The organism is Duganella rhizosphaerae (assembly GCF_040364205.1).
Classification (GTDB): Bacteria; Pseudomonadota; Gammaproteobacteria; order Burkholderiales; family Burkholderiaceae_D; genus Rugamonas; species Rugamonas rhizosphaerae.
The window spans coordinates 1-25,550 of record NZ_BPWK01000016.1 but is presented as its reverse complement, the minus strand read 5'-3'; the positions used below and the strand labels follow the sequence as shown (position 1 = coordinate 25,550).

24 protein-coding genes and 1 pseudogene are annotated in these 25,550 nt (G+C 68.0%); 17 read left to right on the top strand and 8 right to left on the bottom strand.

Going from position 1 to position 25,550, the window contains the following annotated elements:
* Positions 1-2: 2 nt before the first annotated feature.
* Positions 3-728 carry a hypothetical protein gene (locus RUGAMON1_RS26545; RefSeq protein ID WP_445233350.1) on the bottom strand — a complete coding sequence of 242 codons (726 nt, stop codon included), beginning with the start codon at positions 726-728 and terminating at the stop codon, positions 3-5.
* Positions 729-896: 168 nt separating this feature from the next.
* Between RUGAMON1_RS26545 and RUGAMON1_RS26540 the strand changes: the two genes are divergently transcribed.
* From RUGAMON1_RS26540 to RUGAMON1_RS26520, 5 genes are all read left to right on the top strand, one after another.
* Complete coding sequence (locus RUGAMON1_RS26540) at positions 897-2,153, top strand: sensor histidine kinase (protein ID WP_445233349.1); 1,257 nt, start codon at positions 897-899, stop codon at positions 2,151-2,153.
* Positions 2,150-2,794, top strand: coding sequence for a response regulator (locus tag RUGAMON1_RS26535; RefSeq protein ID WP_445233348.1), 645 nt, complete (start codon positions 2,150-2,152; stop codon positions 2,792-2,794). The genes RUGAMON1_RS26540 and RUGAMON1_RS26535 overlap by 4 nt, the downstream gene beginning before the upstream one ends.
* Positions 2,794-3,567: a MipA/OmpV family protein gene (locus RUGAMON1_RS26530; RefSeq protein ID WP_445233347.1), complete on the top strand. Its 774-nt coding sequence runs from the start codon at positions 2,794-2,796 to the stop codon at positions 3,565-3,567. Before RUGAMON1_RS26535 ends, RUGAMON1_RS26530 begins: the two co-directional genes overlap by 1 nt.
* 49 nt (positions 3,568-3,616) lie before the next feature.
* Positions 3,617-3,967: a hypothetical protein gene (locus RUGAMON1_RS26525; protein ID WP_445233346.1), complete on the top strand. Its 351-nt coding sequence runs from the start codon at positions 3,617-3,619 to the stop codon at positions 3,965-3,967.
* A gap of 89 nt (positions 3,968-4,056) precedes the next feature.
* Complete coding sequence (locus RUGAMON1_RS26520; protein WP_445233345.1) at positions 4,057-6,237, top strand: DUF6600 domain-containing protein; 2,181 nt, start codon at positions 4,057-4,059, stop codon at positions 6,235-6,237.
* A gap of 24 nt (positions 6,238-6,261) precedes the next feature.
* Here RUGAMON1_RS26520 and RUGAMON1_RS26515 read toward each other — a convergent pair whose 3' ends face one another.
* Positions 6,262-7,032: a substrate-binding periplasmic protein gene (locus tag RUGAMON1_RS26515; protein WP_445233344.1), complete on the bottom strand. Its 771-nt coding sequence runs from the start codon at positions 7,030-7,032 to the stop codon at positions 6,262-6,264.
* A 158-nt stretch (positions 7,033-7,190) separates the two neighbouring features.
* Here RUGAMON1_RS26515 and RUGAMON1_RS26510 point away from each other — a divergent pair, with 158 nt between their 5' ends.
* The 3 genes from RUGAMON1_RS26510 (at position 7,191) to RUGAMON1_RS26500 (ending at position 11,499) form a co-directional block, all read left to right on the top strand.
* The gene (locus RUGAMON1_RS26510) at positions 7,191-9,185 is read left to right on the top strand and encodes a hybrid sensor histidine kinase/response regulator (RefSeq protein WP_445233343.1); all 1,995 of its coding nucleotides are present in this window, start codon (positions 7,191-7,193) and stop codon (positions 9,183-9,185) included.
* 43 nt (positions 9,186-9,228) lie between these two features.
* On the top strand, positions 9,229-9,789 hold the full coding sequence (pnuC, locus tag RUGAMON1_RS26505) for a nicotinamide riboside transporter PnuC (protein ID WP_445233342.1): 561 nt from the start codon (positions 9,229-9,231) through the stop codon (positions 9,787-9,789).
* 162 nt (positions 9,790-9,951) lie between these two features.
* A complete protein-coding gene (locus tag RUGAMON1_RS26500) occupies positions 9,952-11,499 on the top strand; it encodes a methyl-accepting chemotaxis protein (RefSeq protein ID WP_445233341.1) in 1,548 nt (515 codons plus the stop codon).
* A 32-nt stretch (positions 11,500-11,531) separates the two neighbouring features.
* On the opposite strand, the gene RUGAMON1_RS26495 is transcribed toward RUGAMON1_RS26500, so the two are convergent.
* Entirely contained in the window at positions 11,532-12,326 is a 795-nt protein-coding gene (locus tag RUGAMON1_RS26495) for a response regulator transcription factor (protein ID WP_445233340.1), read from the bottom strand.
* 271 nt (positions 12,327-12,597) lie between these two features.
* Here RUGAMON1_RS26495 and RUGAMON1_RS26490 point away from each other — a divergent pair, with 271 nt between their 5' ends.
* Complete coding sequence (locus RUGAMON1_RS26490) at positions 12,598-13,089, top strand: winged helix-turn-helix transcriptional regulator (RefSeq protein ID WP_116992689.1); 492 nt, start codon at positions 12,598-12,600, stop codon at positions 13,087-13,089.
* A gap of 5 nt (positions 13,090-13,094) precedes the next feature.
* On the opposite strand, the gene RUGAMON1_RS26485 is transcribed toward RUGAMON1_RS26490, so the two are convergent.
* Genes RUGAMON1_RS26485 through RUGAMON1_RS26475 form a run of 3 tightly spaced genes read right to left on the bottom strand, consistent with a single transcriptional unit; the run spans position 13,095 to position 14,818 of the window.
* Positions 13,095-13,943 carry an anti-sigma factor family protein gene (locus tag RUGAMON1_RS26485; RefSeq protein WP_445233339.1) on the bottom strand — a complete coding sequence of 283 codons (849 nt, stop codon included), beginning with the start codon at positions 13,941-13,943 and terminating at the stop codon, positions 13,095-13,097.
* The gene (locus tag RUGAMON1_RS26480) at positions 13,940-14,443 is read right to left on the bottom strand and encodes an RNA polymerase sigma factor (RefSeq protein ID WP_445233338.1); all 504 of its coding nucleotides are present in this window, start codon (positions 14,441-14,443) and stop codon (positions 13,940-13,942) included. The genes RUGAMON1_RS26485 and RUGAMON1_RS26480 overlap by 4 nt, the downstream gene beginning before the upstream one ends.
* 9 nt (positions 14,444-14,452) lie before the next feature.
* The gene (locus RUGAMON1_RS26475) at positions 14,453-14,818 is read right to left on the bottom strand and encodes a COG4315 family predicted lipoprotein (RefSeq protein ID WP_445233337.1); all 366 of its coding nucleotides are present in this window, start codon (positions 14,816-14,818) and stop codon (positions 14,453-14,455) included.
* A 130-nt stretch (positions 14,819-14,948) separates the two neighbouring features.
* Here RUGAMON1_RS26475 and RUGAMON1_RS26470 point away from each other — a divergent pair, with 130 nt between their 5' ends.
* Together RUGAMON1_RS26470 and RUGAMON1_RS26465 are read left to right on the top strand one after the other, a co-directional pair.
* Positions 14,949-15,467, top strand: coding sequence for a DUF4142 domain-containing protein (locus tag RUGAMON1_RS26470; protein ID WP_445233336.1), 519 nt, complete (start codon positions 14,949-14,951; stop codon positions 15,465-15,467).
* 189 nt (positions 15,468-15,656) lie between these two features.
* The gene (locus RUGAMON1_RS26465) at positions 15,657-18,509 is read left to right on the top strand and encodes a diguanylate cyclase (protein ID WP_445233469.1); all 2,853 of its coding nucleotides are present in this window, start codon (positions 15,657-15,659) and stop codon (positions 18,507-18,509) included.
* Here RUGAMON1_RS26465 and RUGAMON1_RS26460 read toward each other — a convergent pair.
* Complete coding sequence (locus RUGAMON1_RS26460) at positions 18,506-18,964, bottom strand: OsmC family protein (RefSeq protein WP_445233335.1); 459 nt, start codon at positions 18,962-18,964, stop codon at positions 18,506-18,508. The two genes, RUGAMON1_RS26465 and RUGAMON1_RS26460, sit on opposite strands and share 4 nt — an antisense overlap.
* Before the next feature lie 83 nt (positions 18,965-19,047).
* Between RUGAMON1_RS26460 and RUGAMON1_RS26455 the strand changes: the two genes are divergently transcribed.
* The 5 genes from RUGAMON1_RS26455 to RUGAMON1_RS26435 all read left to right on the top strand — a co-directional run bounded on the left by RUGAMON1_RS26455 (position 19,048) and on the right by RUGAMON1_RS26435 (position 24,310).
* Positions 19,048-19,608 (top strand): DNA-3-methyladenine glycosylase I, encoded by a 561-nt coding sequence (locus RUGAMON1_RS26455; RefSeq protein WP_445233334.1) that lies wholly within the window; start codon positions 19,048-19,050, stop codon positions 19,606-19,608.
* Entirely contained in the window at positions 19,605-21,368 is a 1,764-nt protein-coding gene (gene mnmC1, locus RUGAMON1_RS26450; protein WP_445233468.1) for an FAD-dependent 5-carboxymethylaminomethyl-2-thiouridine(34) oxidoreductase MnmC1, read from the top strand. Before RUGAMON1_RS26455 ends, mnmC1 begins: the two co-directional genes overlap by 4 nt.
* Before the next feature lie 144 nt (positions 21,369-21,512).
* Positions 21,513-22,238 carry a sensor histidine kinase gene (locus tag RUGAMON1_RS26445; protein WP_445233333.1) on the top strand — a complete coding sequence of 242 codons (726 nt, stop codon included), beginning with the start codon at positions 21,513-21,515 and terminating at the stop codon, positions 22,236-22,238.
* Positions 22,235-23,962 (top strand): tetratricopeptide repeat protein, encoded by a 1,728-nt coding sequence (locus RUGAMON1_RS26440; protein WP_445233332.1) that lies wholly within the window; start codon positions 22,235-22,237, stop codon positions 23,960-23,962. The genes RUGAMON1_RS26445 and RUGAMON1_RS26440 overlap by 4 nt, the downstream gene beginning before the upstream one ends.
* 165 nt (positions 23,963-24,127) lie before the next feature.
* Positions 24,128-24,310, top strand: coding sequence for a hypothetical protein (locus RUGAMON1_RS26435; protein ID WP_229224756.1), 183 nt, complete (start codon positions 24,128-24,130; stop codon positions 24,308-24,310).
* Between the two features lie 24 nt (positions 24,311-24,334).
* On the opposite strand, the gene RUGAMON1_RS26430 is transcribed toward RUGAMON1_RS26435, so the two are convergent.
* Complete coding sequence (locus RUGAMON1_RS26430; protein WP_445233331.1) at positions 24,335-25,033, bottom strand: PhaM family polyhydroxyalkanoate granule multifunctional regulatory protein; 699 nt, start codon at positions 25,031-25,033, stop codon at positions 24,335-24,337.
* A 158-nt stretch (positions 25,034-25,191) separates the two neighbouring features.
* Here RUGAMON1_RS26430 and RUGAMON1_RS26425 point away from each other — a divergent pair.
* Positions 25,192-25,550, top strand: a pseudogene (locus RUGAMON1_RS26425) (DUF3108 domain-containing protein); the annotation flags it as partial.

Sequence of the window (25,550 nt, the reverse complement as noted above, 5' to 3'; positions counted from 1 at the left end):
ACTTAGTTGTACAAGGTGCCGATGGCCAGCGGCGGGGTCAGGGTCAGGATCTTGCCCTGTTGCGGCCAGTCGGCGTAGCGGTACAGCGCCACCTTGTAGATGCCCATCGAGTTGCCTTCGAACGGATGGGCGTCGACCAGCGGCAGGGCGCCGCCGGGGCCGTCGGTCTGGATGCGCACTTCCGGCGCGGCGCCGGCCGGATAGACGAATTTGATGCCCAGGCATTGCTTGCCGGACAGGCGCATGCGGTAGCCCGATTCGCGCTGCGCGCCGATCAGCTGTTCGCAGGCGGCGCGCAGTTCGGCCAGGTCGTAGACGCCGTCGGCGTGCTCGCGGATCGAATAGCGGCCGCTGAAGTAGTAGCTGCCTTTCTGCCGGTTCAGGCGCAGCACGGCGTCGTCCTGGTAGGCTTGCTTGAGCATGGGCAGCTCGGCGCGGCCGATGGCGTCGACCGCGATGGTGGTGTCGGTTTTTTCGCCCACCAGGTGCAGGCTCAGGCCGTCGAGCGGGGTGGCCGCGTCGAGCGGGCGGATCTGCATGTGGGCCTGGATCAGCGGCCGGCTGCGGGTGTAGTAGGCGAAGAAGGCGGCCGCCTTGTAGGCGTGGCGGTAGCTGTTCCATTCCGAATCGCGCTCGGCGCTGACGATCACTTTCGGATCGTCGCCGGCGCCTGCGGCGGTGGCGGCCAGCGGCAGCAGGACGGCGAGCCATAACGGCAGTGTTTTCATCGGCGGGCGCGGACGCGAGTTCAGGGACTGCCGATTCTAGGTCAAAGCGCGGCCGCGCGCTCATCCGCAGCGCCTGTGCGTGGGGGAAATGCCACATGACTTCCAGCACTGTTGTTGCCCGGTGGCCTCGCGTATCATGGCCCGACTCATGCTCCCGCCAGGAACCTCATGCTGCACCGCTTCAAGCACAATCTTATCGGCATCATCGGCCTGCTGGGCTGCCTGGTCGGCGGCGCGCTCGATATCAGCCATTTCCGCCTCGGCGGCATCAAGACCGATACGCCGCTGGGCCAGCTGGCGCAATGGACCGCCAGCTGGTTCACGCCGGCGCCGTCGGCGATCCGCGCCGGCACCGACCGCGACGAACTGACCGTGTTGCTGTTCCTGATCGCCTACGTGGCGCTGATGTTGTTGTTCGGGCTGCTGTTCTGGCTGCGCACCAGCGGCAGCGCCGGCGCGCGGCGGCCGGCCTGGCAGGGCCGGGCGATGCTGGCGGCGCAAATGGCGATCGCGCTCAGTTATCCGCATTCGTTGCTGTACCTGGTGGCCGCCGAGCTGGGCCTGGTGCTGGCGCTGCGCAGCGGCCTGCGCTGGCTGACGCTGCAAGCGCTGCTGCTGGTGTTGTTGGTGCTGGCGCCGTTGCCCGGCAACGAAGACACCCGTAGCGACGGCTGGGTGCGCGAAGTGCTGCTGGACCTGGGCACGATGACGCTGTGGCAGGGCATCGCCTTCGGCATCGGCTATATGGCGGCGGTCGAGCGGCGCGGCCGCATCGAACTGGCGGCCGCCAACGGCGAACTGCGCGCGACCCAGCTGCTGCTGGCCGACACGGTGCGCTCGGCCGAGCGGCTGCGCATCGCGCGCGACCTGCACGACATCGTCGGCCACCACCTGACCGCGCTCAACCTGCACCTGGACCTGTCGCTGCGCCAGTCGGGCGCGGCCGCGCCGCCGGCGCTGACCACCGCGCGCGAGCTGGCGCAAGGCTTGCTGGCCGAGGTCAGGGTGGTGGTCGGCAGCGAGCGCGGCGCGCAGCGCATCGATTTGCGCGAGGCGCTGGCGGCCCTGTGCGCCGGGATTCCGCAGCCGCGCATCGCGCTGCGCTTCGCGCCGGAGCTGGAAATCGCCTCGCCGGCGGTGGCCCACACGCTGTTCTGCTGCGTGCAGGAGGCGATCAGCAACGCCGTGCGGCACGCGGCCGCCGGCCGGCTGGACATCGAACTGGCGCGCGCGGCGGACGGCGTGTCGGTGTTGCTGCGCATCGAGGACGACGGCGCCGGCAGCCGCGCGACGGAAGAGGGCAACGGCCTGCGCGGCATGCGCGAGCGGCTGGCGCTGCTGGGCGGCGAGCTCAAGGCCGGCAACCGGCCGCGCCGCGGCTTCGGCATGGAGATCGTGCTGCCGGCCGGCGCGGGGGCGGCATGACGGCGATCATCCGCGTGATGCTGGTGGACGACCAGATGCTGGTGCGCAGCGGCATCTGCGGCCTGCTGGCGCTGACGCCCGACATCCGCGTGGTGGCCGAGGCGGCCGACGGCGCCGGCGCGCTGGCGCTGGCCACGGCCACCAAGCCGGACGTGCTGCTGCTCGACATCCGCATGCCGCAGCTGTCGGGCATCGCGCTGTTGCAGCAGTCGGCCGCGCTGCTGCCGCCGACCATCCTGCTGACCACCTTCGACGACGACGAGGCGCTGCTGGAGGGCATGCGCGCCGGCGCCCGCGGCTTCCTGCTCAAGGACATCTCGCTGGAGCGGCTGGCCGACGGCATCCGCGCGGTGGCGGCCGGCGCCACGGTGTTCCGGCCGGCGCTGACCGAACGCACCCGCGGCGCCTACGAAAGCAGCGCCGGCGCGGCGCCGCCGCGCGACGCCGGCGAGCGCCTGACCGCGCGCGAAACCGAAGTGCTGGCGCTGATGGCGGCCGGCTTCAACAACGGCGAAATCGCCAGCGCGCTGGGACCGAGCGAGGGCACGATCAAGAATCATGTGTCGAGCATCCTGGCCAAGCTTGGCGTGCGCGACCGGGTGCGCGCGGTGCTGCGCGGACTGGAACTGGGACATATCTGATGACGAAAAAGTTTTTGCTGGCGCTGTTGGCGCTGTCGACGTGCGGCACCGCGCAGGCCGGCCCGACCCGCATGATGATGCCGGAGGATACGCAGGACATCTATTTCGGCCTGGCGCTGAACGATCTGGTGCATGACAGGAGCGGCGAGCGCCGCACCACCGCCTTGCCGACGTTGTGGGTGCAGTGGAGCAGCGGCGCCTTCCTCGACCTGAACAGCGAGGACGGGCTGGGACTGGGCTGGCACCTGTCGGACGACCCGGCCTTGGAATACGGCCCGCAGCTGCGCTTCAGTTCCAAGGAGCAGCGCAGCGACACGCCGGGCCAGCGCGGCGGCCTGGCCACCGAGGCCGGCCTGTTCCTCACCTATCGCGTGGAGCACAATATCAGCGCCGGCGCGAACATCATGGCCGGCAGCGGCAGCAGCGGCCTGGGGCTGAGAGCGCATCTGTGGACCGAAGCGTCCACGCCGGTGGCGGCGCACCATACGCTGTCGCTGGGCGCCGGCGTGCTGCTGGCCAACCAGCACTATCTGCAGGAATATTTCGGCGTGACCGCGCAGCAGGCCGCGGTCGAGCCCAATCGCCTGTATGCGCCGCGCGAGGGCGTGTTGAGCGTGTATCTGCAACCGTCCTGGGCGTGGCAGCTCGGGAACAAGTACACGCTGGACACCTGGCTGCGCGTGAGCCGGCTGGGCGGGCAGGCCGCCGCCAGTCCGCTGGTGGGCCAGCGCAACCGGGCCATCGTCAGCACCGCGCTGAGTTACCACTATTAATAAAATATATGATATAAATTATACATTACTGTTAAATAATTAAGATTTTATGATGCGCTACTTCGTTAAAACCATCCTTATGACTTCCTTGCTGGGGGCTGGCGTCGTGCACAGCTGTTACGCGGCGGGCGCTACCGGCGTCGGCGGGCGCTGGTCCATGCCCTACACATTGCTTGGCGCCAAATCGGTGGTGATATTTGACCTGGATAAGCAAGTCGCAGTTCTCCGTCCGGATAATCAAGATCGCCTGGTGCCGTTGAAGAACATGCATGAGGGGCGGTTTGTCGCGGACTTCGGTTTTGGCGAGACCGCCTTCCAGATCAAGCGAAGCGGCGGCAAGGTCACCCTGTGCCAGGTCGAGGAAGCTGGTCACTGCGCGAAGTTGACCGCCTTGCCGTAGTCCGGGGGCATCGCGGGCGTGCGGCAACGAACAGTAGGGAGCGCGCCGATCGGCTATGTTGGGCTCACGTCTATTCTGCGAGTCCCATTATGGCAATCCGATCCCGATTCTTGCTGGCGCTCGGTAGCGCCGCCTGCTTGTACAGCGCCGCCGCGCTGGCCGACCCGCCGGCGCGCGTGGCGCGCCTGGCCTATGTGAACGGCGGCGTGAGCTACGCCGCCGCCGGCGTGGACGACTGGCAAACTGCGGGCATCAATCGTCCGCTGGTGGCGGGCGACCGCCTGTGGACCGCGGCCGGCGCGCGCGATGAGCTGCGGGCCGGCCCGGCCGCCGTGCGCATGGACGGCGAGACGCTGGTCACGCTGCTCAACGCCAACGACACCACCACCCAGCTGCAACTGTCGCAAGGGCGGCTGAACCTGCGCGTGCGCCAGTTGCGTCCCGATGAAGTGCTGGAGATCGACACGCCCAACCTGGCGTTCAGCATCCGCAAGCCGGGCCACTACCGTATCCAGGTGGACGCCTCCGGCAACGCCACCCAGGTGGCCGTGATCGACGGCCAGGGCGAGGCCTACGGCGACAACACTTCCTACCTGGTCGATCCCGGACAAGCTTATCGCTTCACCGGCACCGGCTTGCAGGATTTCAGTGTCGGCCAGTTGCCGCCGGCCGACGATTTCGACCAGTGGTCGGCGCAGCGCGACCGCCGCCTGGAGCATCCGGCGGCGGCGCGCTATGTGTCGAGCGATGTGGTGGGCTACGAAGACCTGGACGACAACGGCAGCTGGCGCGACGTGCCGGGCTACGGCAATGTATGGATGCCGGCCCACGTGGCGCCGGACTGGGCGCCGTATCGCGACGGCCACTGGTCCTGGGTCGACCCTTGGGGCTGGACCTGGGTTGACGATGCGCCGTGGGGCTTCGCGGTGACGCACTACGGCCGCTGGGCGCAAACGCCGGCTGGCTGGGGCTGGGTGCCGGGGCCGGTGGTGCAGCGCCCGGTGTATGCGCCGGCGCTGGTGGTGTTCGTGGGCGCGGCGACCTTGCTGCTGGGCGACCGGCCGGACCATCATGGCGTGGCCTGGTTCCCGCTGGGGCCGCGCGAGGTGTACCGGCCGTCGTACCGGGCCAGCCCGACTTATGTCACCAACATCAATACCAGCAATACGGTGGTCAACAAGACGCAGATCACCAACGTCTACAACAACGTCAACATCACCAATGTGCGTTATGTGAACCGGCAGGCGGTGACGGCGATGCCGGCCACGGCGTTCGCACAGGCGCAGCCGGTGCGCCAGAATGCGGTGCGGGTGTCGCCGCAGGCATTGGCCGCCGCGCCGCTGGCGGCTGCGCCGGCGGTGCGACCCATGCCGGCGCCGCCGCATGGCGCAGCCGGGGGAGCGCGTCCGGCGCCTGCTGTTCTGGCGCGGCCGGTGGTGGCGAAGACCGCGCCGGCCGTGGTGGCGGCGCCGCCGGTGGCGCATGCAGGAACGCCTGCGCCGGGTGCCGTCCAGGCAGCCGCCAATATCCGCATGGCGCGGGCGGAGCGGCCGAAGACGGCCGTGCCCGCCGCGCCAGCCGCACCCGCCGCGCAGCAGCCGCAGCTGGCGCAGAAGGGCGGGGCACATGGCGCGCAACCTCCCGCACCGGCCGCGCCGGCCTTGCCGCTGACCGCGCACAATCCGAAGCAGGCGGAGATACCGCCGCAGGCAGCCTTGCACCCGCAGCCGACGTCGCGTCCGCAGCCGGAAGCACGCCCGCCACAGCCTGAATCGCATCCCGCGCCAGCGCCGCGTCCGCTGCCGGAGGTGCATCCGCAGACGGCGCTGCACACGCAGCCGGAGTCGCGTCCGCAGCCTGTGCCGCACCCGCACCCGCAGCCGGAAACGCATCCGCAGACGGCGTTGCACCCGCAGCCTGAATCGCATCCGGCGTCCGCGCCGCGTCCGCTGCCGGAGGTGCATCCGCAGACGGCGCTGCACACGCAGCCGGAGTCGCGTCCGCCGCCTGTGCCGCACCCGCAGCCGGAAGCGCATCCGCAGTCCGTGCCGCATCAGCAAGTGGCGGCGCATCCGCCGCCGCCGCATCCGCCAGCTGAAGCCCGTCCACAGCCGGCGCCGCATCCACAAGCGGAAGTGCATCCGCCGGTGGCGCAGCATCCTCCGGCGCCACATCCGGCCGCCCAGCCCGAAGCCCGTCCCCACGCCGAGGCGCCGCCGCATCGCGTGGCCGAGCGCAAGGATCCGAAGCATGAGTCCCAGCACGAATAGCCTGCCGCTGCGCGGCGGGGATGGCTACGATACGCCGTAGCGGCCGCGGATTTCCGCCAGCACGCCTTGCTTCTCCAGCCGCTGGATGGCGGCGTTGAGCAGGTCGAGATCGGCCTGGGTGGTGCTGTTTTTGTTGAGCATCAGATGCACCGGCGCCCGCAGCACGATGAACGGCAGCGGCGCGATGACGATGCCCTGTTCTTTGGCTTCGTGCCGCAGGGCGGCGGTGTCGCCGAGGATCAGGTCGGCGCGTCCGGCGTCCAGCATGCGCAGGCCTTGCGCGAAGTTGAGGAAGGTGCTCAGCTGGCCGGCCTGCTGCAACTGCGGCTGCACGCGCGCATAGGCGGCGCCGTACCAGCCCACCTTGGGCGCCAGCAGCGCCACTTTTTTCCCGGCCAGCGCGTCGACGCTGCGCACGTTCTGGTAGCGCGGCAGGTTGGCGGCGCGGGTGAAGATGCTCACCGATTCAAAGCGGTAGGCCAGGCTGAAGCGCGCGTACTTGCGCCGTTCGGCGGTGTCGGAGGCGGCCAGCAGCAGGTCCAGCCCGCCCAGCTCGAACTGGCGCTGGCGGCGCGCGGTCGGCAGCTCGGGCAGCAGTTGCAGCGCGCAGCCGGCCTCCTTGAAGATCGCCTGCGCCAGCTCCAGGTCCAGCCCGGACGGCGGGCCGTCGGGCTTGGAATACACATAGGGCGGCCATTGCTCCAGCGCCATTTTCATCTGGCACGGCGCCGCCAGCGCCGGCAACGCGGACGCGACCATGAACGCCATGACGTAACCGACGCAACCCGCTTGCATGGCGCAACCCTTTCTTCTCTGATGGCTACAATTTGCCAGATGTAGCGGGAATGTCAAGGACATCGCCGTGCCTGCAAGCAATTCTGGCAACGTTGCGCTATTGTGCGCCCCTGTATGGCACAGTTGCTACACTTTGGCTTTATGCCTCTGGAACCCTTATGCCGGCGCAATCCTCCTCCGCCTTGTCCACCGTCATGTGCGAACCCGTCTGGCGCTTTATCGGCGCCGGAACGACCATGCGCGACATGGTGCGGCGCCACGCATGGGAGCACACCCCGCTGGGGCCGGTCGCGGAGTGGCCGGCCTCGCTGCGCACCGCGGCCGGCCTGGTGATGCACTCGGTGCATCCGATGTTCCTGTGGTGGGGCGAACAACTGGTGCAGATCTACAACGACGCCTACCTGCCTTGCTTTGGCGAGGGCAAGCATCCGGCCGCGCTGGGGCAGGCCGGGCGAGATTGCTGGCCGGAAACCTGGTCCATCATCGGCCCGCAGATCGACAGCGTGCGCAATGGCGGCGAGCCGCGGTGGTATGCCGACAACCTGGTGCCGATCTGGCGCAACGGCCGCATCGAGGACGTCTACTGGAGCTATACCTACACCCCGGTGTTCGACGAGGCCGACCAGGTGGGCGGCGTGCTGGTGGTGTGCACCGAGACCACCGCCCAGGTGCTGGCCGAACGGCGCCGCCACGCGCTGGACCTGCTGGCGCGCAGCCTGCTGAACTGCCGTGACGAAGCGCAGGTGCAAGGCGCGCTGGCCGACTGCGTGGCCGGCAATCCGGGCGACCTGCTCGGCGCCACCCTGCGGCGCGGCGCGGCGGCGCAAGCCGCCGATGCCGAGGCCGGCGTGGTGGTCATCCACGGCGCCGAGCTGCAACTGTGCGACGACCTGACGCTGGTGTTCCAGGTGTCGCCGCGGCTGCCGCTGGACCAGCCCTACCGCCAGTTCCTGGAGCAGATCACCGCCGCCGTGTGCGCCACGCTGAGCCGGATCGAGAGCGACCGCGCGCTGGCGCTGGCGATGGCCGAAAGCGAACGCCTGAACGTCGACCTCAACCTGTCGGCGCGCATCAAGGATGAATTCCTGGCCATGCTGGGGCATGAGCTGCGCAATCCGCTGGCGCCCATCGTCACCGCGCTCAAGCTGATGAAGCTGCGCGGCGCCGACACCGGCCACGAGCAGGCCGTGATCCAGCGCCAGGTCGACCACCTGGTGCGGCTGGTCGACGACCTGCTCGACGTCTCGCGCATCGCCAGCGGCAAGGTCGAGCTGCGCAAGGAAACCGTGCAGCTGTCGGACGTGCTCTACAAGGCGATCGACATGGCCAGCCCGCTGCTGGAGCAAAAGCGCCACCGCCTGCTGGTCGAGGTGTCGAGCATGCGCTGGCACGGCGATCCGGCGCGGCTGGCGCAGGTGGTGTCCAACCTGCTCAACAACGCGGCGCGCTACACGCCGGCCGGCGGCCACATCACGCTGAGCACGCGGCTGCAGCAGCAGACCATCCAGATCCAGGTCAAGGACGACGGCTGCGGCATCGTGCCGGACTTGCTGCCGCATATCTTCGACCTGTTCGTGCAGGGCAACCGCCAGCTGGACCGCGCCAAGGGCGGGCTGGGCGTCGGGCTGGCGCTGGTGCGCAACCTGGTGCAGATGCACGGCGGCGAGGTCAGCGCAGCCAGCGCCGGCGAGGGCTGCGGCAGCACGTTCACCATCACGCTGCCGGTTGGGCTGGCCGAGGGCGCGCCTGAGCCTGCCGCTGCCCCGGCCGCACCGCCGGAGGCCGCCGCCAGCGGCGCCAGCGTGCTGGTGGTGGACGACAACCGCGACGCCGCCGATGCGCTGGTCGAGCTGCTGGGCGTGCTGGGCTACAGCGCCGTCGCGGCCTACGATCCGGTCGAGGCCATCGCCGCCGCCGCCGGCGCCATGCCGCAGGTGGCCATCCTCGATATCGGCCTGCCCGGCATGGACGGCTACGAGCTGGCCGGCCATCTGCGCCGGCTGGCCGGCGGCGCGCAGCTGAAGCTGCTGGCGCTGTCCGGCTACGGCCAGGAGGGCGACAAGGCGCGCAGCAAGGAGGCCGGTTTCGCGCTCCACCTGGTCAAGCCGATCGAGATCGCCGTGCTGCAAGCCGTGTTACAGTTGGAGCAGTAGCGGCCCGCCGCGATCGAAACTGTATGCTGGATTGGAACTCCTGTTGACCGCTCCCCTGGAAATCGCCGCCAACGTCGTCATGACGGTCTCCATCGTCCTGGCCGGACGCAACAACGTGCATTCGTGGTGGCTGGGCGTGGTCGGCTGCGCGATGTTTGCCGCGCTGTTCTACAGCGTCAAGCTGTACGCCGACGTCGCGCTGCAACTGTTCTTCATCGTCACCTGTTTCATCGGCTGGCTGCGCTGGCTGCGCGGCGACAGCGGCGGCGCGCTGCCGATCAGCCGCGTCCGGCCGGCGGCGCTGGGCTGGATGGTCGGCCTCGGCATCGCCGCCACCGCCGCCTATGGCCTGATGCTGCAAGCCTATACCAACGCCTACGCGCCCTTCATCGATTCGGCGGTGCTGATGTTCAGCATCGTGGCGCAGTTGCTGCTGATGGGGCGGCGTCTCGACACCTGGCCGTTCTGGCTGCTGGTCAACACCATCTCGGTGCCGCTGTACGCCAGCCGCGGCCTGCACCTGACCGCCTTGCTGTACGCGGCGTACTGGATCAACGCGCTGGTGTCCTGGTTCTTCTGGCAGCGCAAGATGGCCGCGCTGTAGATTCTGTCGGCATATACAAGCACAACCCGGGGCCTGGTCGTCGCCCCCGGCAGCGTCGGCACCGATAGCGCCAGAGCTGGACCGGCGTGCAATGAAAGGGTGACTTTCGCGGTCACCCGTTCTATCATGATATTTCCATAAGGAATTACAAGAGGAGATGCCATGCAATGGTTTTACGACTTAAGAATCGGCAAAAAGCTGATCGTCGCGTTCGGTGTCGTGATCGCCCTGACGTGCTGCCTGGGCCTGTTCTCGTTGAGCCAGCTGGCCAAGGTGAACCAGTCGTCGACCGACATCGCCACCAACTGGATGCCGGCGGTGCGCTACCTGGGGCAGATGCAGGCCTCGCTGTCGCGCTACCGCATCTCCGAAGCCACGCATATCCTGCTGACCGAGGAAGCCGAGATGAGCGCCACCGACAAGTCGATGGCGACGCGGCTGGAAACTTTGCGCAAACAGCAAGCCTCGTACGCGGCGCTGGTGTCCGAGCCGGAAGAGAAGCGCATCTACGCCGAGCTGCAGAAATCGCTGGACGACTATCTGGCCACCAGCGGCAAGCTGGCGGGCTTGTCGCGCGGCGGCAATAAGGATGAAGCGCGCGCGCTGTTCCGCGGCGGCTCCAACAAGCTGTTCCGCCAGGTCAACGAGCAGCTCGACGCCCTGGTCAAGATCAACGACGACGGCAGCGCCGCGGCCGACAAGTCGGCCACCGACACGTATTCGATGTCGCGCAAGATGATCCTCGGCACGCTGGCCTTGCTGATCGTGGTCAGCATGGTGCTGGCGACGGCGGTGGCGCGCATCGTCGCCGGGCCGCTGCAGGAGGCGGTGGGCATCGCCCGCCGCGTGGCCGACGGCGACCTGACCGGCCACATCGCCAGCAACAGCAACGATGAAACGGGCCAGCTGATGCATTCGCTCAAGGCCATGAACGACAGCCTGCTGCGGGTGGTGGGCGAGGTGCGCGGCGGCACCGACACCATCGCCACCGCCTCGGCGGAAATCGCCAGCGGCAACCTGGACCTGTCGGCCCGCACCGAGGGCCAGGCCAGCTCGCTGGAGCAAACCGCGTCGGCGATGGAGGAGCTGACCTCGACCGTCAGGCAGAACGCCGACAACGCGCGCCAGGCCAACCAGCTGGCGCAGTCGGCCTCCGGCACCGCGGCCGACGGCGGCAAGGTGGTGGGCGAGGTGATCGCCACCATGGACTCGATCAGCGCCTCGTCGCGCAAGATCGTCGACATCATTTCGGTGATCGACGGCATCGCCTTCCAGACCAACATCCTGGCGCTGAACGCGGCGGTGGAGGCGGCGCGCGCCGGCGAGCAGGGCCGCGGTTTCGCGGTGGTGGCGTCCGAGGTGCGCAACCTGGCCCAGCGCTCGGCGGCGGCGGCCAAGGAAATCAAGGGCTTGATCGACGATTCGGTGCAGCAGGTGGACAAGGGCACGGCGCTGGTGCAGCAGGCCGGCAGCACGATGGAGCAGGTGGTGGCCAGCGTGCGCCGCGTCAGCGACGTGGTGGCCGAGATTTCCGCCGCCAGCGGCGAGCAGAGCACCGGCATCGAGGAAGTCAACAAGGCCATCGTGCAGATGGACGAGGTGACGCAGCAGAACGCCGCGCTGGTCGAGCAGGCGGCGGCGGCGGCCGGTTCGCTGCAGGAGCAGGCCGCCAACCTGGCCGGCGTGGTGGCGGTGTTCCGCCTGCGCTGACGGCCCCGCGCCCCAGGACAACGCCGCCGGCTTCAGCCGTGCGGCGTTTTTTTATGCTGGATCGACTGGCGGAAGGCGCTCGGGGTGACGCCCAGGCGTTCGCGGAAGGCGGTGGCGAAGTTGCCGGCGTTGTTAAAGCCGATCATCAGCGCGATGTCCTGGACGTCGATATCTGTGTCCTTGAGCAATTCCTCGCCGCGCCGGATGCGGGTTTCGCGGATGAAGGCGAACACCGTCATGCCGGTCTGCTCGCGGAACACATGCGACAGTTTTTCGCGGTAGGTGCCGACGCTGCGGGCGATGTCGGCCAGGCCGGGCAGCGAGGACAGGTTGTCGGCGATCAGGCGCTTGGCGGCGTTGACGATGACGGCGTCCGGATCGGCCTCGTGCGCTTCCTGGGGCTCGCCGGGCGCCTCCGCCGCGCTCGGCCGGCTGGCGCGGCGGGCCAGCTTCAGGTGCACCTGGATGCGCGCCGCCAGCTCGCCCGGCGAAAACGGCTTGGCGACGAAATCGACGCCGCCGATCGACAGGCCCATGATGCGTTCCTCGTCGGCGTCGGCGCCGCTGAGGAAAATGATGGGGATGTCTTCGGTGACGGGATTGGCCTTGAGCAGGCGGCAGGCGGTGTAGCCGTCCATATTGGGCATGCGCACGTCGAGCAGGATCAGGTCGGGATGCTGGGCCAGCGCCAGCTGGTAGCCTTGCAGGCCGTTGACGGCCACCGAGACTTTATACGGCAGCTCGCTCAGCAGATCGACCAGCATGCGCTGCTCGAACGCGGAGTCGTCCACGATCAGGATGCTGGGTTGTGTGTCGCTGGCAGTCATGGTCCACCTTCGATACCTGATTGATAACGTTTTAGCGCGCCAGTAGCTATTATGCCTATGTTTTGGATTTATTTTCCAGATTTAGCCTGCGCACCCGTTTTCCGCCCCCGGCTTGCATGACTGTTGCAAATTATGCCTATCCGCAAAATATTTTTAATAGATTTCTACGCAATCAAAACCGTGGCCTCCTGTAGCAAAAGCGCATGTTTCTTGGATAGATAATAATGAAATCGCTGTGATGTGCTAACCCCCTGGAACCGAGGAGTCAAAAATGAAACATACCGATTTTGGCCGTATGCCTTGCCCCATCGCCCGTAGTCTGGGCAAAGTCGGGGAGTGGTGGAGTATCCTGATCCTGCGTGATGCGTTCTACGGTCTGTCGCGTTTCGACGAATTTGAAAAAAGCCTGAAAATCGCCCCGAACATGCTGACCCGCCGCCTGGCCGGGCTGGTCGAGGGCGGCTTGATGGAGCGCCGCCAGTACAGCGCGCGTCCGCCGCGCTATGAGTACGTGCTGACCAAGTCCGGCCGCGCCTTCAAGCCGGTGCTGCTGGCCTTCATCGCCTGGGGCAACGACCACCTGGCGCCGGAGGGAGCGAGCCTGCTGGTGGTCAGCCGCGAGACCGGCAAGCCGGCCGATCAGGTGCTGGTCGACGCCAACAGCGGCCTGGCCATCAACGACGAGGACTATATGTTCGCGCCTGGCCCCGCCGCCAGCGATCTGATGCGATCGCGCCTGATCGAGATCAGCAAGCACGCCTGACGAGATCACAAAGCCGGTTCCAGCTGGGCGTAGACGGCGTTGGCCACGGTGGCCAGCGCCGCCTTGTCCAGGTTGCCGGACAGGGCATAGCCGAAGCGCCCGTCTATCCAGTAAAACACGCTGACCTGGCCTTCCTGCGCAAAGCGGAAGCCGGTTTCCTTGTGGTGGCCTTGTTCGGTCGAGACGTACAAGGTCAGGCGCGCGCCGCTGGCGTCGCGGTACATGAATTGCGCCACCGGTCCGCTCTGGCCGGGCAGCAGCCTTCCCCCCTCCAGCGCATAGCCCTGCGCCGCCAGTTGCGGCGGCTTCAGTTGCGCCCCCAGCCGCTTCGACAGCCAGGCCACCAGGTGGGCCTGCTGGTCGGCGCCCACTTCGACCGGATGCCGCACTTCCGGCGTGTAGACCACGTGCGCCAGCGCGGCGCGGCGTGGCAGCGCGGCCAGGCTGGCGGCGCCGCCGGTGTCGGCGTCGGCCAGGCGGCCGGCCGCTTGGTCGGCCGCGCCGTGCAGCAGCCAGCCGGCGGCGCCGGCGCAGACCGTCAACGCCAGCATGGCGGCCGCGCGCAGCGCCGGCGGCCAAGGGTGGCCGGGCCCGGCTTGCGGGGCCAGCCAATCGCGCCAGCCGTGACTCTGCGCGGGCACGATCAGGCGGGCGCGGATGGCCGGCGGCACCGGCTGTTCCAGCAGCGGCTGGTACAGCGTGCGCAGCGCCGCGTCGTGGTCGCGGTAGGCTTGCAGCCGCGCCGCTTCGGCCGGATGCAGCGCCAGATGGGCGTCGACCGCGCCGCGCCGTTCGGGCGGCAGGCGGCCGTCGACCCAGGCTTGCAGTTCGGCTTCGGTAACGGGGCTATTCATTTGATGACCTTTAACGGGGCAGGCACGGGCTGGCCTTGCAGGATCAGGCGCAGCCTTTCCCGGGCGCGGGACAGGCGCGACATCACCGTGCCCAGCGGGATATCGAGGGCGGCCGCCACTTCGTCGTAGCGCATGTCTTCCAGCGCCACCATCAGCAGCACGGCGCGCTGTTCCGGCGGCAGTTGTTGCAGGGCCTGGTCCATATCGCGCAGCGCCAGGCCGTCGCTGCTGGTGTCGGCCGATGCCGGCGGCAGCTCGTCGTCGAGCGGCTCGGTGTCCAGCGCGGGCCGGCGCTGCTGGTCCACATGCAGATTGTGCATGATGCCGAACAGCCAGGCGCGCATGTCGCTGCCGCGCCGCCAGCTGGCCAGCTTGTCCCAGCCGCGTTCGACGGTGTCCTGCACCAGGTCGTCGGCGTCGGCGCGTCCGCCCAGCAGCGCCCGCGCGTAGCGGCGCAGGCGCGGGATGCAGGCGATCAGGCGGTCGCGCTCGTCTTGCATGGGCAGTGCTTAGTCCTTGACCACGTGCCAGATGTCCTTGAAGTTGTCGCCGTTGCGGTCGCCCGGCTTGGTGTCCTTCTTGAACAGGTACAGCGGCTTGCCGTTGTAGGCCAGCTGCTTGGCGCCGTCCTCGCGGGTGATGGTGGAATACGGCGCGGCGACGCTGGCGGCCGGCGCCACGGCCGGCCAGTTCTCGCTGCACGGGCCGTTGCAGGCGCTGGTGCCGCTGCCGGCGGCGTCCTTGTCGAAGGTGTAGACGGTCATGCCGGCCGAATTGACCAGGATGCCGTCTTTCCTGGCGACGGTATCGGCATGGGCGGCGCCGGCCAGCAGCAGGGCGGCGAAGAGGGAAGACAGGCGGGCGACAGTATTCATGGCAAGGTCCTTGACGAGTGGGTGGAACGGCGGCGCGAACCGTCGTTGTGTGCGTATACGTAAGGTACGGCCGGATTATTCCCTTGACCGTAAAATAAATTCTCCGATCGTTGAATACGGGAGATACAACATGAAGAAAATCATCATTGTCGCCGGCCTGGCGTTTGCGGCCATGTCGCCATCCTACGCGCAAAATCTGAGCAAGGGCGATCAGCACATCCTGGAAGAACTGGCGCAGGCCAATATGGCGGAAGTGGCGGCCGGCAAGATCGCGCTGGAAAAGGCGAGCAAGCCGGAAGTGAAGAATTTCGCCCAGCAGATGGTGGACGACCACACCAAGGGCTTGCAGGCGGTGCAGGATGTGGCGCGCAGCAAAAATGTCACGTTGCCGACCGAGCCGGACGCCAAACACCGCAAAATGGCCGAACGCCTGAACAGCCTGAGCGGCGAGGCCTTCGACCGGGCTTACCTGAGCAACGCCGGCGTGCACGACCACAATGAAGCGCACAAGTTTGTCGTGAACGCCCAGAAAAAGGCCAGCGATGCCGACGTCAAGGCGCTGGCCGCGAAGCTGCAGCCGACCGTGGACCAGCACTTGCAAACCGTGCAAGCCATGACGGGCGACAAAAACGCGCCGGCCAAACACTGAGGCCCGCGTCAAATAATTTCCATAAGGAACTAAAATCTCTTTGATTTCAGGGACTTATCAAGGGCCGGCGGGGCGGTCCGTAAACTGTGGAATAATGCTGTCACAGCGCATACATGCGTTGAGGCAATGGCGCCTGCCGCTTCGACCGGGAGCGGGTGGCACACAGTAAAAGGAAGTTATTTGGTGAATATGTTTGCGCTCGATGAAGAGCTGGCGCGCTGGCAGGCGGAGTTGTCTGAAGCGCACGGTTCGTCACGCCTGCCGCTGTTGATGACGATCGCCTGGCACCTGCGCCAGCGCGATCCGCTGCGCGCGCAAACCCTGTCCGCCGAGATCGCCCCGCTGCTGGCCATGCTGCCGGAAGCGGAGGCGGCCTTGCGGCGCGCCCGCCTGCTGCTGATCGGCGCCGAAGCGGAATGGCTGAACGGCCAGCTCGATACCGCCCAGTACCAGGCCGAACAAGCCTTGCGGCAGCTGGAACTGGCGTCCGCCCCGCCTGCCAGGGTCAACCGCGTGCGCGCCGACGCCTGCTGGGTGCTGGCCTGGGTCGCCAATGACCGCGGCGACAGCGGCGCCGGCGACCGCTGGCTGGAACAGGCCGCGCTGGCCGCCCGCGCCGGCGGCGACCCGGTGCGCATCGACGTGATCGACGCCGCCTCCGGCATCTGCGACACCTTCAGCGACTGGAAGGCCGCGCAGCAGCGCTGGAGCGGACGCTTCGGCACCGACCTGGCCGACGTCGCGCCGGTGGCGGCCGGCTGGATCAGCGACTTCTTCGGCACCTGCGCCTTCCAGCGCAGCGACTACGGCCGCGCCATCGGCCACCTCATGCTCAGCTACGAAACCGCGCTGGCGACCGGGCAGATACGGCGCGCCATCATCGTCGCCACCAACATCGGCAACGGCTTCACCAGCCTGAACGCGCACGAGGCGGCGCTGGATTGGATGCAGCGCGGCCTGGACCTGGCGCGTCCCACCGGCTGGCCGCTGAGCATCGGCATGTGCCTGATGCAGACGGCGGAAACCCTGCGCCAGCTGGGCCAGCGCGAGGCCGCGCAAACGCTGCTGCGCGAAGCCCTGAACACGCTGGCGCCGCTGGCCGGTTCGCGCGCCTACGCGGTGGCGCTGGAATACCAGGGCGACCTGGCGCTGGACCTGGGCAACCACGCGGCGGCGCTGGACAGCTTCACCCGCCTGGCCTCGCGCGGCGACGCGCTGGGCCAGACCGATTTCCAGAGCAGCGCGCGGCGCGGCCGGGCGCACGCGCTGTCGCACCTGGGGCGCACCGAGGAAGCGCTGGCCGCCGCGCAAGGCGCGCTGACGCTGGCGCGCGAACATGCCGACGCCTCCAGCCAGATCGCCGCGCTCAATGTGCTGGCCGACATCCACGCGCGCCACCGGTTGCCGCCGCCGGCCGACATGCAGGCCGCCAATCCGGTGCTGCATTACCTGCAGCTGGCGCTGGAGATCGCCGCCACCATCGAAGGCTACACGGTGCCCGGCGCGCTGCTCGACGCCACCGCGCGCGAGTACGCGGCCATCGGCGACCACGCGCGCGCCTACGCGATCTCCTTGCAGGCCAGCGCAGCGCGCGACCAGACCCACAGCCAGCAGGCCACCAACCGCGCCATCGCGATGCAGGTGCAGTACCAGACCGAACGCGCGCAGACCGAAGGCGAGCATCACCGCCAGCTGGCAGCGGCCGAGGCGCAGCGCGCCGAAGTGCTGCAACAGACCAGCGCCACGCTGGAGCACCTGAGCGCCATCGGCCAGGAGATCACCGCCCACCTGGATGCGGCGGCGGTGTTCCGCGCGCTGGACCGCCACGTGCACGGCCTGCTCGACGCCACCCATTTCTCGGTGTTCCTGCTGGAGCCGGGCGACGAATGGCTGGCCTGCGCCTTCGGCGTGGAAGCCGGCAAGCCGGTGCCGCCGGTGCGGATGCCGCTGTCGGACCCGAACGCCAACTCGGCGCGCTGCGTGCGCGAGCGGCGCGAGATCCTGGTGGAACTGGGCGAGGCCGATGTCACGCCCAACCTGATCCCCGGCACGCTGCCGACCCTGAGCCTGATCTTCGCGCCGCTGCGGGTGGGCGAGCGCGTGCTGGGCGCGATGACGGTGCAGTCGCTGCTGGCGTCGGCCTACGGCGAGCGCGAACGGCTGATCTTCCGCACCTTGTGCGCCTACGGCGCCATCGCGCTCGACAACGCCAGCGCCTACCGCCAGGTGGCGGCCACCCTGAAGACGCTGAGCGCGACGCAGGAGCAGCTGCTGGAAAAGAACCTGGAACTGGAGCAGGCCTACAAGGCGCTGGAGGAGGTCAGCCTGACCGACCAGCTGACCGGCCTGCGCAACCGCCGCTTCTTCCTGCAAAACGTCGACGCCGATGTGGCCCTGAGCCTGCGCGGCTACGACGCCGGCCAGCATCGCGAGCTGACCGAGTGCGACCTGATTGCTCCCAACGATCTGGTGTTCTTCATGGTCGACCTGGACCACTTCAAGGAAGTCAACGACCGCTACGGCCACGCGGCCGGCGATTCCATCCTGGTGCAGATGCAGGAGCGCCTGCGCGAGGTGTTCCGCGAATCGGACTATGTGATCCGCTGGGGCGGCGAGGAATTCCTGGTGCTGGCGCGCGCCACGCATCGCGACGAGGCGCACGCGGTGGCCGAGCGCATGCGCCGCGCCGTGGCCGACCGCGCATTCGTGCTGCCGGACGGCGTGTTGTTGTCCAAGACTTGTTCGATCGGCTTTGCCTGCTTCCCCTTCCTGCCGCAGCAACCGCGCTTGCTGTCATGGTCGCAGGTGGTGGAGCTGGCCGACCAGGGTTTGTATGTCGCCAAGCGTTCCGGCCGCAATGCCTGGGCGGCGCTGTACGGCACCGCGGCCACGCGGCCGGACGGCATCTTCCCGCGCCTGATGCAGCATCTGGATCAGGCGGTGGAGGACGGCGAGGTGCGGCTGGTCAGCAACCTGACCGGACCGCTGGTGCTGGGCGGCGAACGACGCCGCGTCGGCCTCTCCAGCGACCTGGAAACCTAGGCCGCTTCGACCACCACTTCGCAATTGAGCGTATTGGCGATGTAGCACTTGTCGTGCGCTTCGTGGTGGATCGCTTCCAGCTCCTCGGCGCCCGGCGGCGCCGTGCCGGCGAAGACGATCGCCGGCCGCAACGCGATGCGCGTCATCGCCATCTTCCCCGCAGCGTTCTTGCCCAACTCGCCGACGGCGTGGTCGCGATAGCTGTCGACCGTGTGGCCGCGCTTGGCGGCGATCGACAGGAAGAACAGCATATGGCAGCTGGACGCGGCGGCCACCAGCGCCTCCTCCGGATCGACGGCGGCGGCGTCCGACATCGGCAGCGGCACCGACAGCGGCGACGACGAGGCGGGCACGGTGGCGCCGCCGTCGAATTGCCATGCGTGGGCGCGGCTGTAGCGCTGCCCCAGGAAATCCTGCCCGTTGCGCGTCCATTCAATCTTTGCTTCGAATTGCATGCGATGCTCCGTCGATAGAAAGGGGCCTATATCATACCCCGCCGCTTGCTATACTGCTGTCTTCTCCGCTATCCCTCCGAGCCATGACCAAGACGCGCTGCAGCTGGGCCAATCCGGCCAATCCCCTCTACCTTGAATACCACGACAAGGAATGGGGCGTGCCTTGCCACGACGAGCGCCGTTTGTTCGAGATGCTGAACCTGGAGGGTGCGCAGGCGGGCCTGAGCTGGGAGACGATACTCAACAAGCGCGAGAACTACCGCGCCGCCTTCGACCAGTGGGACGCCGAAAAGATCGCCGCCTACGACGCCGACAAGGTGGCGGCGCTGCTGGCCGACGCCGGCATCGTGCGCAACCGCCTGAAGGTGGCGGCGGCGATCACCAATGCCCAGGCCTACCTGCGCCTGCGCGCCAGCGGCGTCACGCTGGACCAGTGGCTGTGGGCCTACGTCGGCGGCAAGCCGCTGGCCGCCGCCGAGGGGCCGCGTCCGGCCAAGACCGAACTGTCGGACCGCATCTCCAAGGACCTGGCCAAGTTGGGATTCAAATTCGTCGGCTCGACCATCATCTACGCCTACATGCAGGGCATCGGCATGGTGAACGACCATGCGCCGGATTGCTTCTGCCGGGCGCGCAAGCGATGACGCGGCGGGTGGTGCTCGGCACGGAGTTCGGCCGCGGCGAGCGCTTCATGGCCGAATGGCGCGCGCTGCCGCCGCAGGGCGTGCTGCACTACCTGGCGGTGACGCCGCAAGTGCCATCGGTCGACATGCTGGCCGACACGTTGGCCGACGCCCAGCTGCGCGCCCTGTGGCCGCTGAATGTGCCGGGCTTTCATCGCATCCTGCTCGACGACGGCCGCGTCACGCTGGACCTGCTGGTCGGCGCGCTGGACGCGGTGCTGCCGCAGATCGCCGCGCGGGTGGACGCCTTCCATGTCGCCGCCTCGTTCCCCGCGTCGCTGGCGCGCGGCCTGGCGAAGCTGGCGATGCTGGGCGCCACCCTGAACGCGCAGTCGCCGGATGAAGCGCTGGCCTGGGCATTGACGGCGGCGGGCTTTGCCTGCCAGGCCGTCGACGGCACGCAGGACCTCAGCGCGGTCTACCGGAGCCGCAAGCCGCAAGCGGAAGCGCCACCGGCCCCGGTGCGCCGCGCGATCGTGATCGGCGCCGGCCTGGCCGGTTCCTCGGCCTGCCATCGCCTGTGCGCCAACGGCTGGCAGGTCACGCTGATCGAACGCCACGCGACACCGGCGCAGGAAGCGTCCGGCAACCTGGCCGGCATCTTCATGCCGCTGCTGTCCAGGGACGACAACATCCCCACGCGCCTGAGCCGCGCCGCCTACACCTTCGCGCTGCGCGAGTGGCGCCGGCTCGGCGGCGTCGGCCAGGCATTTGAAGGGGCCAGCTGCGGCGTGCTGCAACTGGCGCGCGACGCCGACCATGCGACGGTGCAGCAGGACGTGGTGGCGGCATGGGATTATCCGCCGGAGTACGTGCGCTGGCTGGAGGCCGGCGCCGCCGGCGAACTGCTGGGCGGCGCCACGCCGCACGGCGGCTGGCTGTTTGAACTGGGCGGCTGGGTGCGTCCCGCATCGCTGTGCGAGGCCATGCTCGATGCCTGCGGCGAACGCTTGCAGCGCGTGTTCGCGGCCGAGGCGCTCGACCTGCGACGCGTGGACGGCGAATGGCAGGTGCGCGCCAGCGACGGCACGCTGATCGCGCAGGCGCCGACGGTGGTGCTGGCCAACGGCGCCAGCGCCATCAACATCGCGCAGGCGGCCGAGCTGCCGCTGTCGCGCTTGCGCGGGCAGGTCACGCACCTGACGGTGCCCGATCCGGCGCACGACGCCCGTGCCGCACACAACGCCCGTGCCGCACACGACGCCCGCGACGCGCATGACGACCGCGCGCCATCGCCGCCCCTGCTGCCGCTGGTGGTCTGCCGCGAGGCCTACGTCACGCCGCCGGCCAACGGCATCGTCTGCGCCGGCGCCACCTACGACAACGACGACGACACCGAACTGCGCGCTTCCAGCCAGCTGGAAAATCTGACCCGCCTCGCCGAGATCGTGCCGGGTGAAAGCGTCGCCGCCCTGGCCGCCAGCGCGCCGCTGGCGGGCCGGGTCGGCTTCCGCTGCGCGGCGCCGGACCGCCTGCCGCTGGCGGGCGCGCTGCCCGACTACCCGTCCGCCGGCCGGCTGGAACGGCTGCGCGACGTGCCGCGCCATCCCGGCCTGCATGGCCTGCTGGGCTACGCCTCGCGCGGCTTGATCTGGGCGCCGCTGATGGCGGAACTGCTGGTGTCGCAGCTGGAAAACGCGCCGCCGCCGCTGGAAGCGGTGCTGGTCGATGCGCTCGATCCCGGCCGTTTTCTGCTCAAACAGCGCCGCCGCAGCCAGTAGCCGTGGTCCTGTCCCCGTTGCGTTCGCGCAAACGCCGTGCCGCGCGGCGCCATCCTTGCTTGGGCGCCGCTATATCCACAGGCTATAATGCAGCACTGATAACAATCCCATTCGCGCCTGGCGCCGTCCATGGAGAACCGAACGATGGATGAAGAAGATGCGCAGCACTACGAAGGATCGCCGGAGCTGTTCATGTTCCTGGCGTCGACTGTGCACGACATGAAGAATTCGATCGGCGTCCTCAATGGCACGCTGGAGAACCTGCTGGCGACGACGCCCGCCTCTCCTGAGCAGCCGGGCTACGAACAGCTGGGCCAAATGCTGTACCAGACCAAACGCCTCAACGACAACCTGATCCAGCTGCTCGCCTTGTACAAGGACGTCGGCAAGCCTGGCTATCCGTTCGATCCGGCGGCCTGCCGCATCAGCGAGTTGGTCGAGCAGGTGGCGGGGCAGGCGCGCACGCTGCTGCAGTCGCGCGGCATCACGCTCGACCTGGACTTCCCGCAGGACGCCATCTGGACCATGGATGAAGACCTGATCATCGGGGTGCTGGTCCACGCCATCAACAACGCCATCCGCTACACGGGCGACCGCCTGCGCCTGGCGGTGCGCGTGGACGGCGACTACCTCGAGCTGCGCGTCGAGGACAACGGCGCCGGCTTCCCGCCGTCGCTGCTGGAGGCCGGCGCCAGCGCCATGAACAGCCAGCGCAGCGCCGTCAACTTCCTCAACAACAGCAGCGGCCTCGGTCTCTACTTCTCCAGCGAAGTGGCGAAGATGCACAAGTACCGCCAACGCAGCGGCGCCATCGCGCTGGAAAACGGCGGCACCCTGGGCGGCGGCTGTTTCGTCCTGCGACTGCCATGAGCGTCGAAGCGATTACCGCCGTCGCGGAGGGTGCTGTCGATTGGGCCGAGAAGCGCTACCTGCTGGTCGACGATTTTGTCGGCATCCGCCAGCTGCTGCGCGAATCGCTGCGCAACCTCGGCGCCAAGCATATCGACCAGGCGGCCAGCGGCGGCGAGGCCATGGTGCTGCTGTCGAAGACCCGCTACGACGTGGTGCTGTGCGATTACAACCTCGGCGACGGCAAGAACGGCCAGCAGGTGCTGGAGGAAGCGCGCATCCGCAACCTGATGCTGCCCAGCAGCGTGTGGCTGATGGTCTCCGCCGAAAAAAGCGTGGAGTCGGTGATGGGCGCGGCCGAGCACCAGCCGGACGCCTACATCATCAAGCCGATCACCGAGGGCGTGCTGCTGACGCGCCTGAACCGCGTGTGGAACAAGAAGCAGATCTTCCGCGAAATCGACCAGGCCTTCGCCGACAAGGACTACCTGCGCGCGGCGCGCCTGTGCGACGAGCAGGTGGCCCACAATCCGCTGCACGAAATCGACCTGCTGCGCATGAAGGCCACGCTGCTGCTCAAGAGCGGCGAACCGGAACAGGCGCGCAAGGTGTTCGAACAGGTGCTGGCGGAGCGCGACTACAACTGGGCGCGCTGCGGCCTGGCCAAGATCCTGATGAACAACGGCGAGCTCAATGCGGCGCTGGCGATGTTCCAGGCGGTGATCGCCGACAACCGCTTCTACATCGACGCCTTCGACCAGCTGGCCAAGGCCTTCCAGTTGCAGGGCAAGACCGAGGAAGCCTTCGGCGTGCTGGAAAAGGCGGCCAAGCTGTCGCCCAATTCGGTGCCGCGCCAGCGTGCGCTGGGCCAGACCGCGCTCAAGCTGGACAAGATCGCGGTGGCCGAGAAGGCCTTCCGCAAATGCATAGAGATCGGCGAGTACTCGGTGATGAAGACGGTGGACGCCTTCTTCGGCCTGGCGCGCGTGTGCGCGCAGAAGAACGACACCAAGGAAGCCATACGCCTGCTGAACGCGGCGGTGCACCAGTTCGGCGGCGACATGGTCGAGCTGCGCGCCAAGATCACCGAGGGGCTGGTGTATCACGAGACCGGCGACTACCGGCGCGCGCGCAAATCCGGCGACGAGCTGGAAGTGATGCTGGCCGACGAAACCAAGCAGCGGCCGGACACCGAGACTTGTCTCGATATGGCGACGCTGCTGTTCGCGGTCGGCGTCAAGGAAGCGCCGGTGGGGCTGCTGTGCTACGTCACCCGCAACAACCACGACAACCTGCCGCTGCTGGAGGACGTGCAGAAGATCTTCGACAAGGCACGCATGACCGACGAGGGCGTGGAGCTGATCAAGGCCTCGCGCCAGGAAGCGGCGGACATGATGAACAAGGGCGTGCTGCTGTGGAAGACCGGCAAGCTGGTCGAGGCGGTCGAGTGGATGCGGGTGGCGCGCAAGGCGCTGCCGCACAATATGCGCATCCTGTTCAACTCCGCGCAGATCCTGATCTCGCAGTTGCAGCAGACCGGCTATGTGCGCGAGCTGGCCGACGAGGCGATCGAGGTGCTGATGCATGTCGACGCCATCGCACCGGGACAGCAGCGCTTCGCCCAGCTGATGGAGCAGCTGGCGATGCTGGCGCCGATGTCGGGCGTGGTGGCGGCGGCCGCCGCCAGCGAATACGAAGCGGCCAACGGCGCCATACAGGACAAGCATGCGGATGCCCATGAGTGACGGCTGGGCGCAACAACGGGGCCTGCGGCGGCCTTGTTTCCGGGACAGCAAATGATTACACTGAATCGAGGCGCGGCCTGTCCGCGCCTTGATACGCTGTCAATATTGAGGGCAAATAAAGGGCACTAAAATATGCGCGATATCGCAAAAGAAGTTTATACAAAAATGAAAGTCGGCAGCGTGGCCTGGATCCGTCCGGTCGCCGCCAAGGGCGACACCGTGGACAGTTTTCAGACCGCCCACGACAGCGCCAAACAGCTCGAAGAGGAAGGCCTGATCGATATCGAGAAGGTGCAGCGACAGGCCGACGGCCTGATAGACGCCATCCGCATCCAGCGGCTGGCGTAAGCGGCGCGGCGCTCCGTCAGGCCATCAGGACTTGACGGCGGCCGGCTTGGCTTTGGCCGGCGCGCGCTTGCGGGCCGGGGCTTTCTTGGTCGCGGCCGCCGGCGTGCCGGCGCTGCCAGCTGCCGCCGGCTTGGCCTTGGCGGCAGCCGGCGTGGTGGCGGCGGCGAACTTGGCGGCCGTATCGGTGGCGCGCGCCGCGGCCGTGGCCATCATCGATTCGGACGCCATCGCCGTCGACACGGCCTGCTTGAATTGATCTTGCAGCATATTCCACCAGATCGCCGGGTTGGCCATCGGCGCGGGGGCCGGCTTGTCCGACGCCGCCGCTTCCGGCTTGTCTGCCGCCGCCTGGGCGGGGGCTGGAGCCGGCGTTGGCGCCGCGGCCTTTTCTTTGTCCTTGTCCGCCTCGCGGGCGTGGTGGAAGAAGGCCGAGGCGTAAGGGTTGGCGTCGAAGATCGATTTTTGGTCTTTGTTCTGCGGCTGGTTGACCGCCGCCGCCAGGCTGGCGCCGACTGACTTGAGCGTGGCGATGGTGCCGCGCTGCACTTCCAGCGCCTGGATGCTACCGCGCAGCATGCTCATGTTGAGGTTGAGCCAGGTCTCGACGGCTTTCAGGTCGCTGATCTTCTTGTCCAGCTCTTCGACCGACAGCGTCGGTGCGGTCAGGCCGGGCACGCTCATGCTGCCCCACAGGTTTTTGACGAAGTCCAGCGTATCCGTCATTACTGCTGCGCCTGGTATGTGTGGCATTTGCGTATGGGCCATGGAAGTCTCCTGTAGGAATAACGTCCAGCGTAGCAGATAAAGGCGCGTGCTTCAAAAGATTTTGACAACATTTCTGCATGGGCGCGGACTCGGGCCGAACACGTTAAACTAGCGGCATGAGCTTAAGCACCCATCTATTCCAACGCCGCCGCCTGCTGGTTTTATGTGCAGCCACGCTGGCGCTGCATTACCTGGCGATCGATTGGGTGGGCGAGCGCCTCGCGACGCAGTCGCACCGGCCGTCGCCGCTGCCGCAGTCGCTGATGACGGCTCAATTGCGCCTGTCGCTGCCCAAGCATGTGGAAACGCCGCCCGCGGCCGAGGTCCAGCCTTTGCCGCCGGCCGCCAAGCCGGCCCGCAAGCGCAAGCCGGCGCCCGAACCTGCGCCGGAACCGGCGCCGCCGCCGGCCGTGGCGGTGGCCGACACTGCGCCGGCCGCCGAGGCGCCGGCGGCCGACAGCGGCACGAGCAGCAG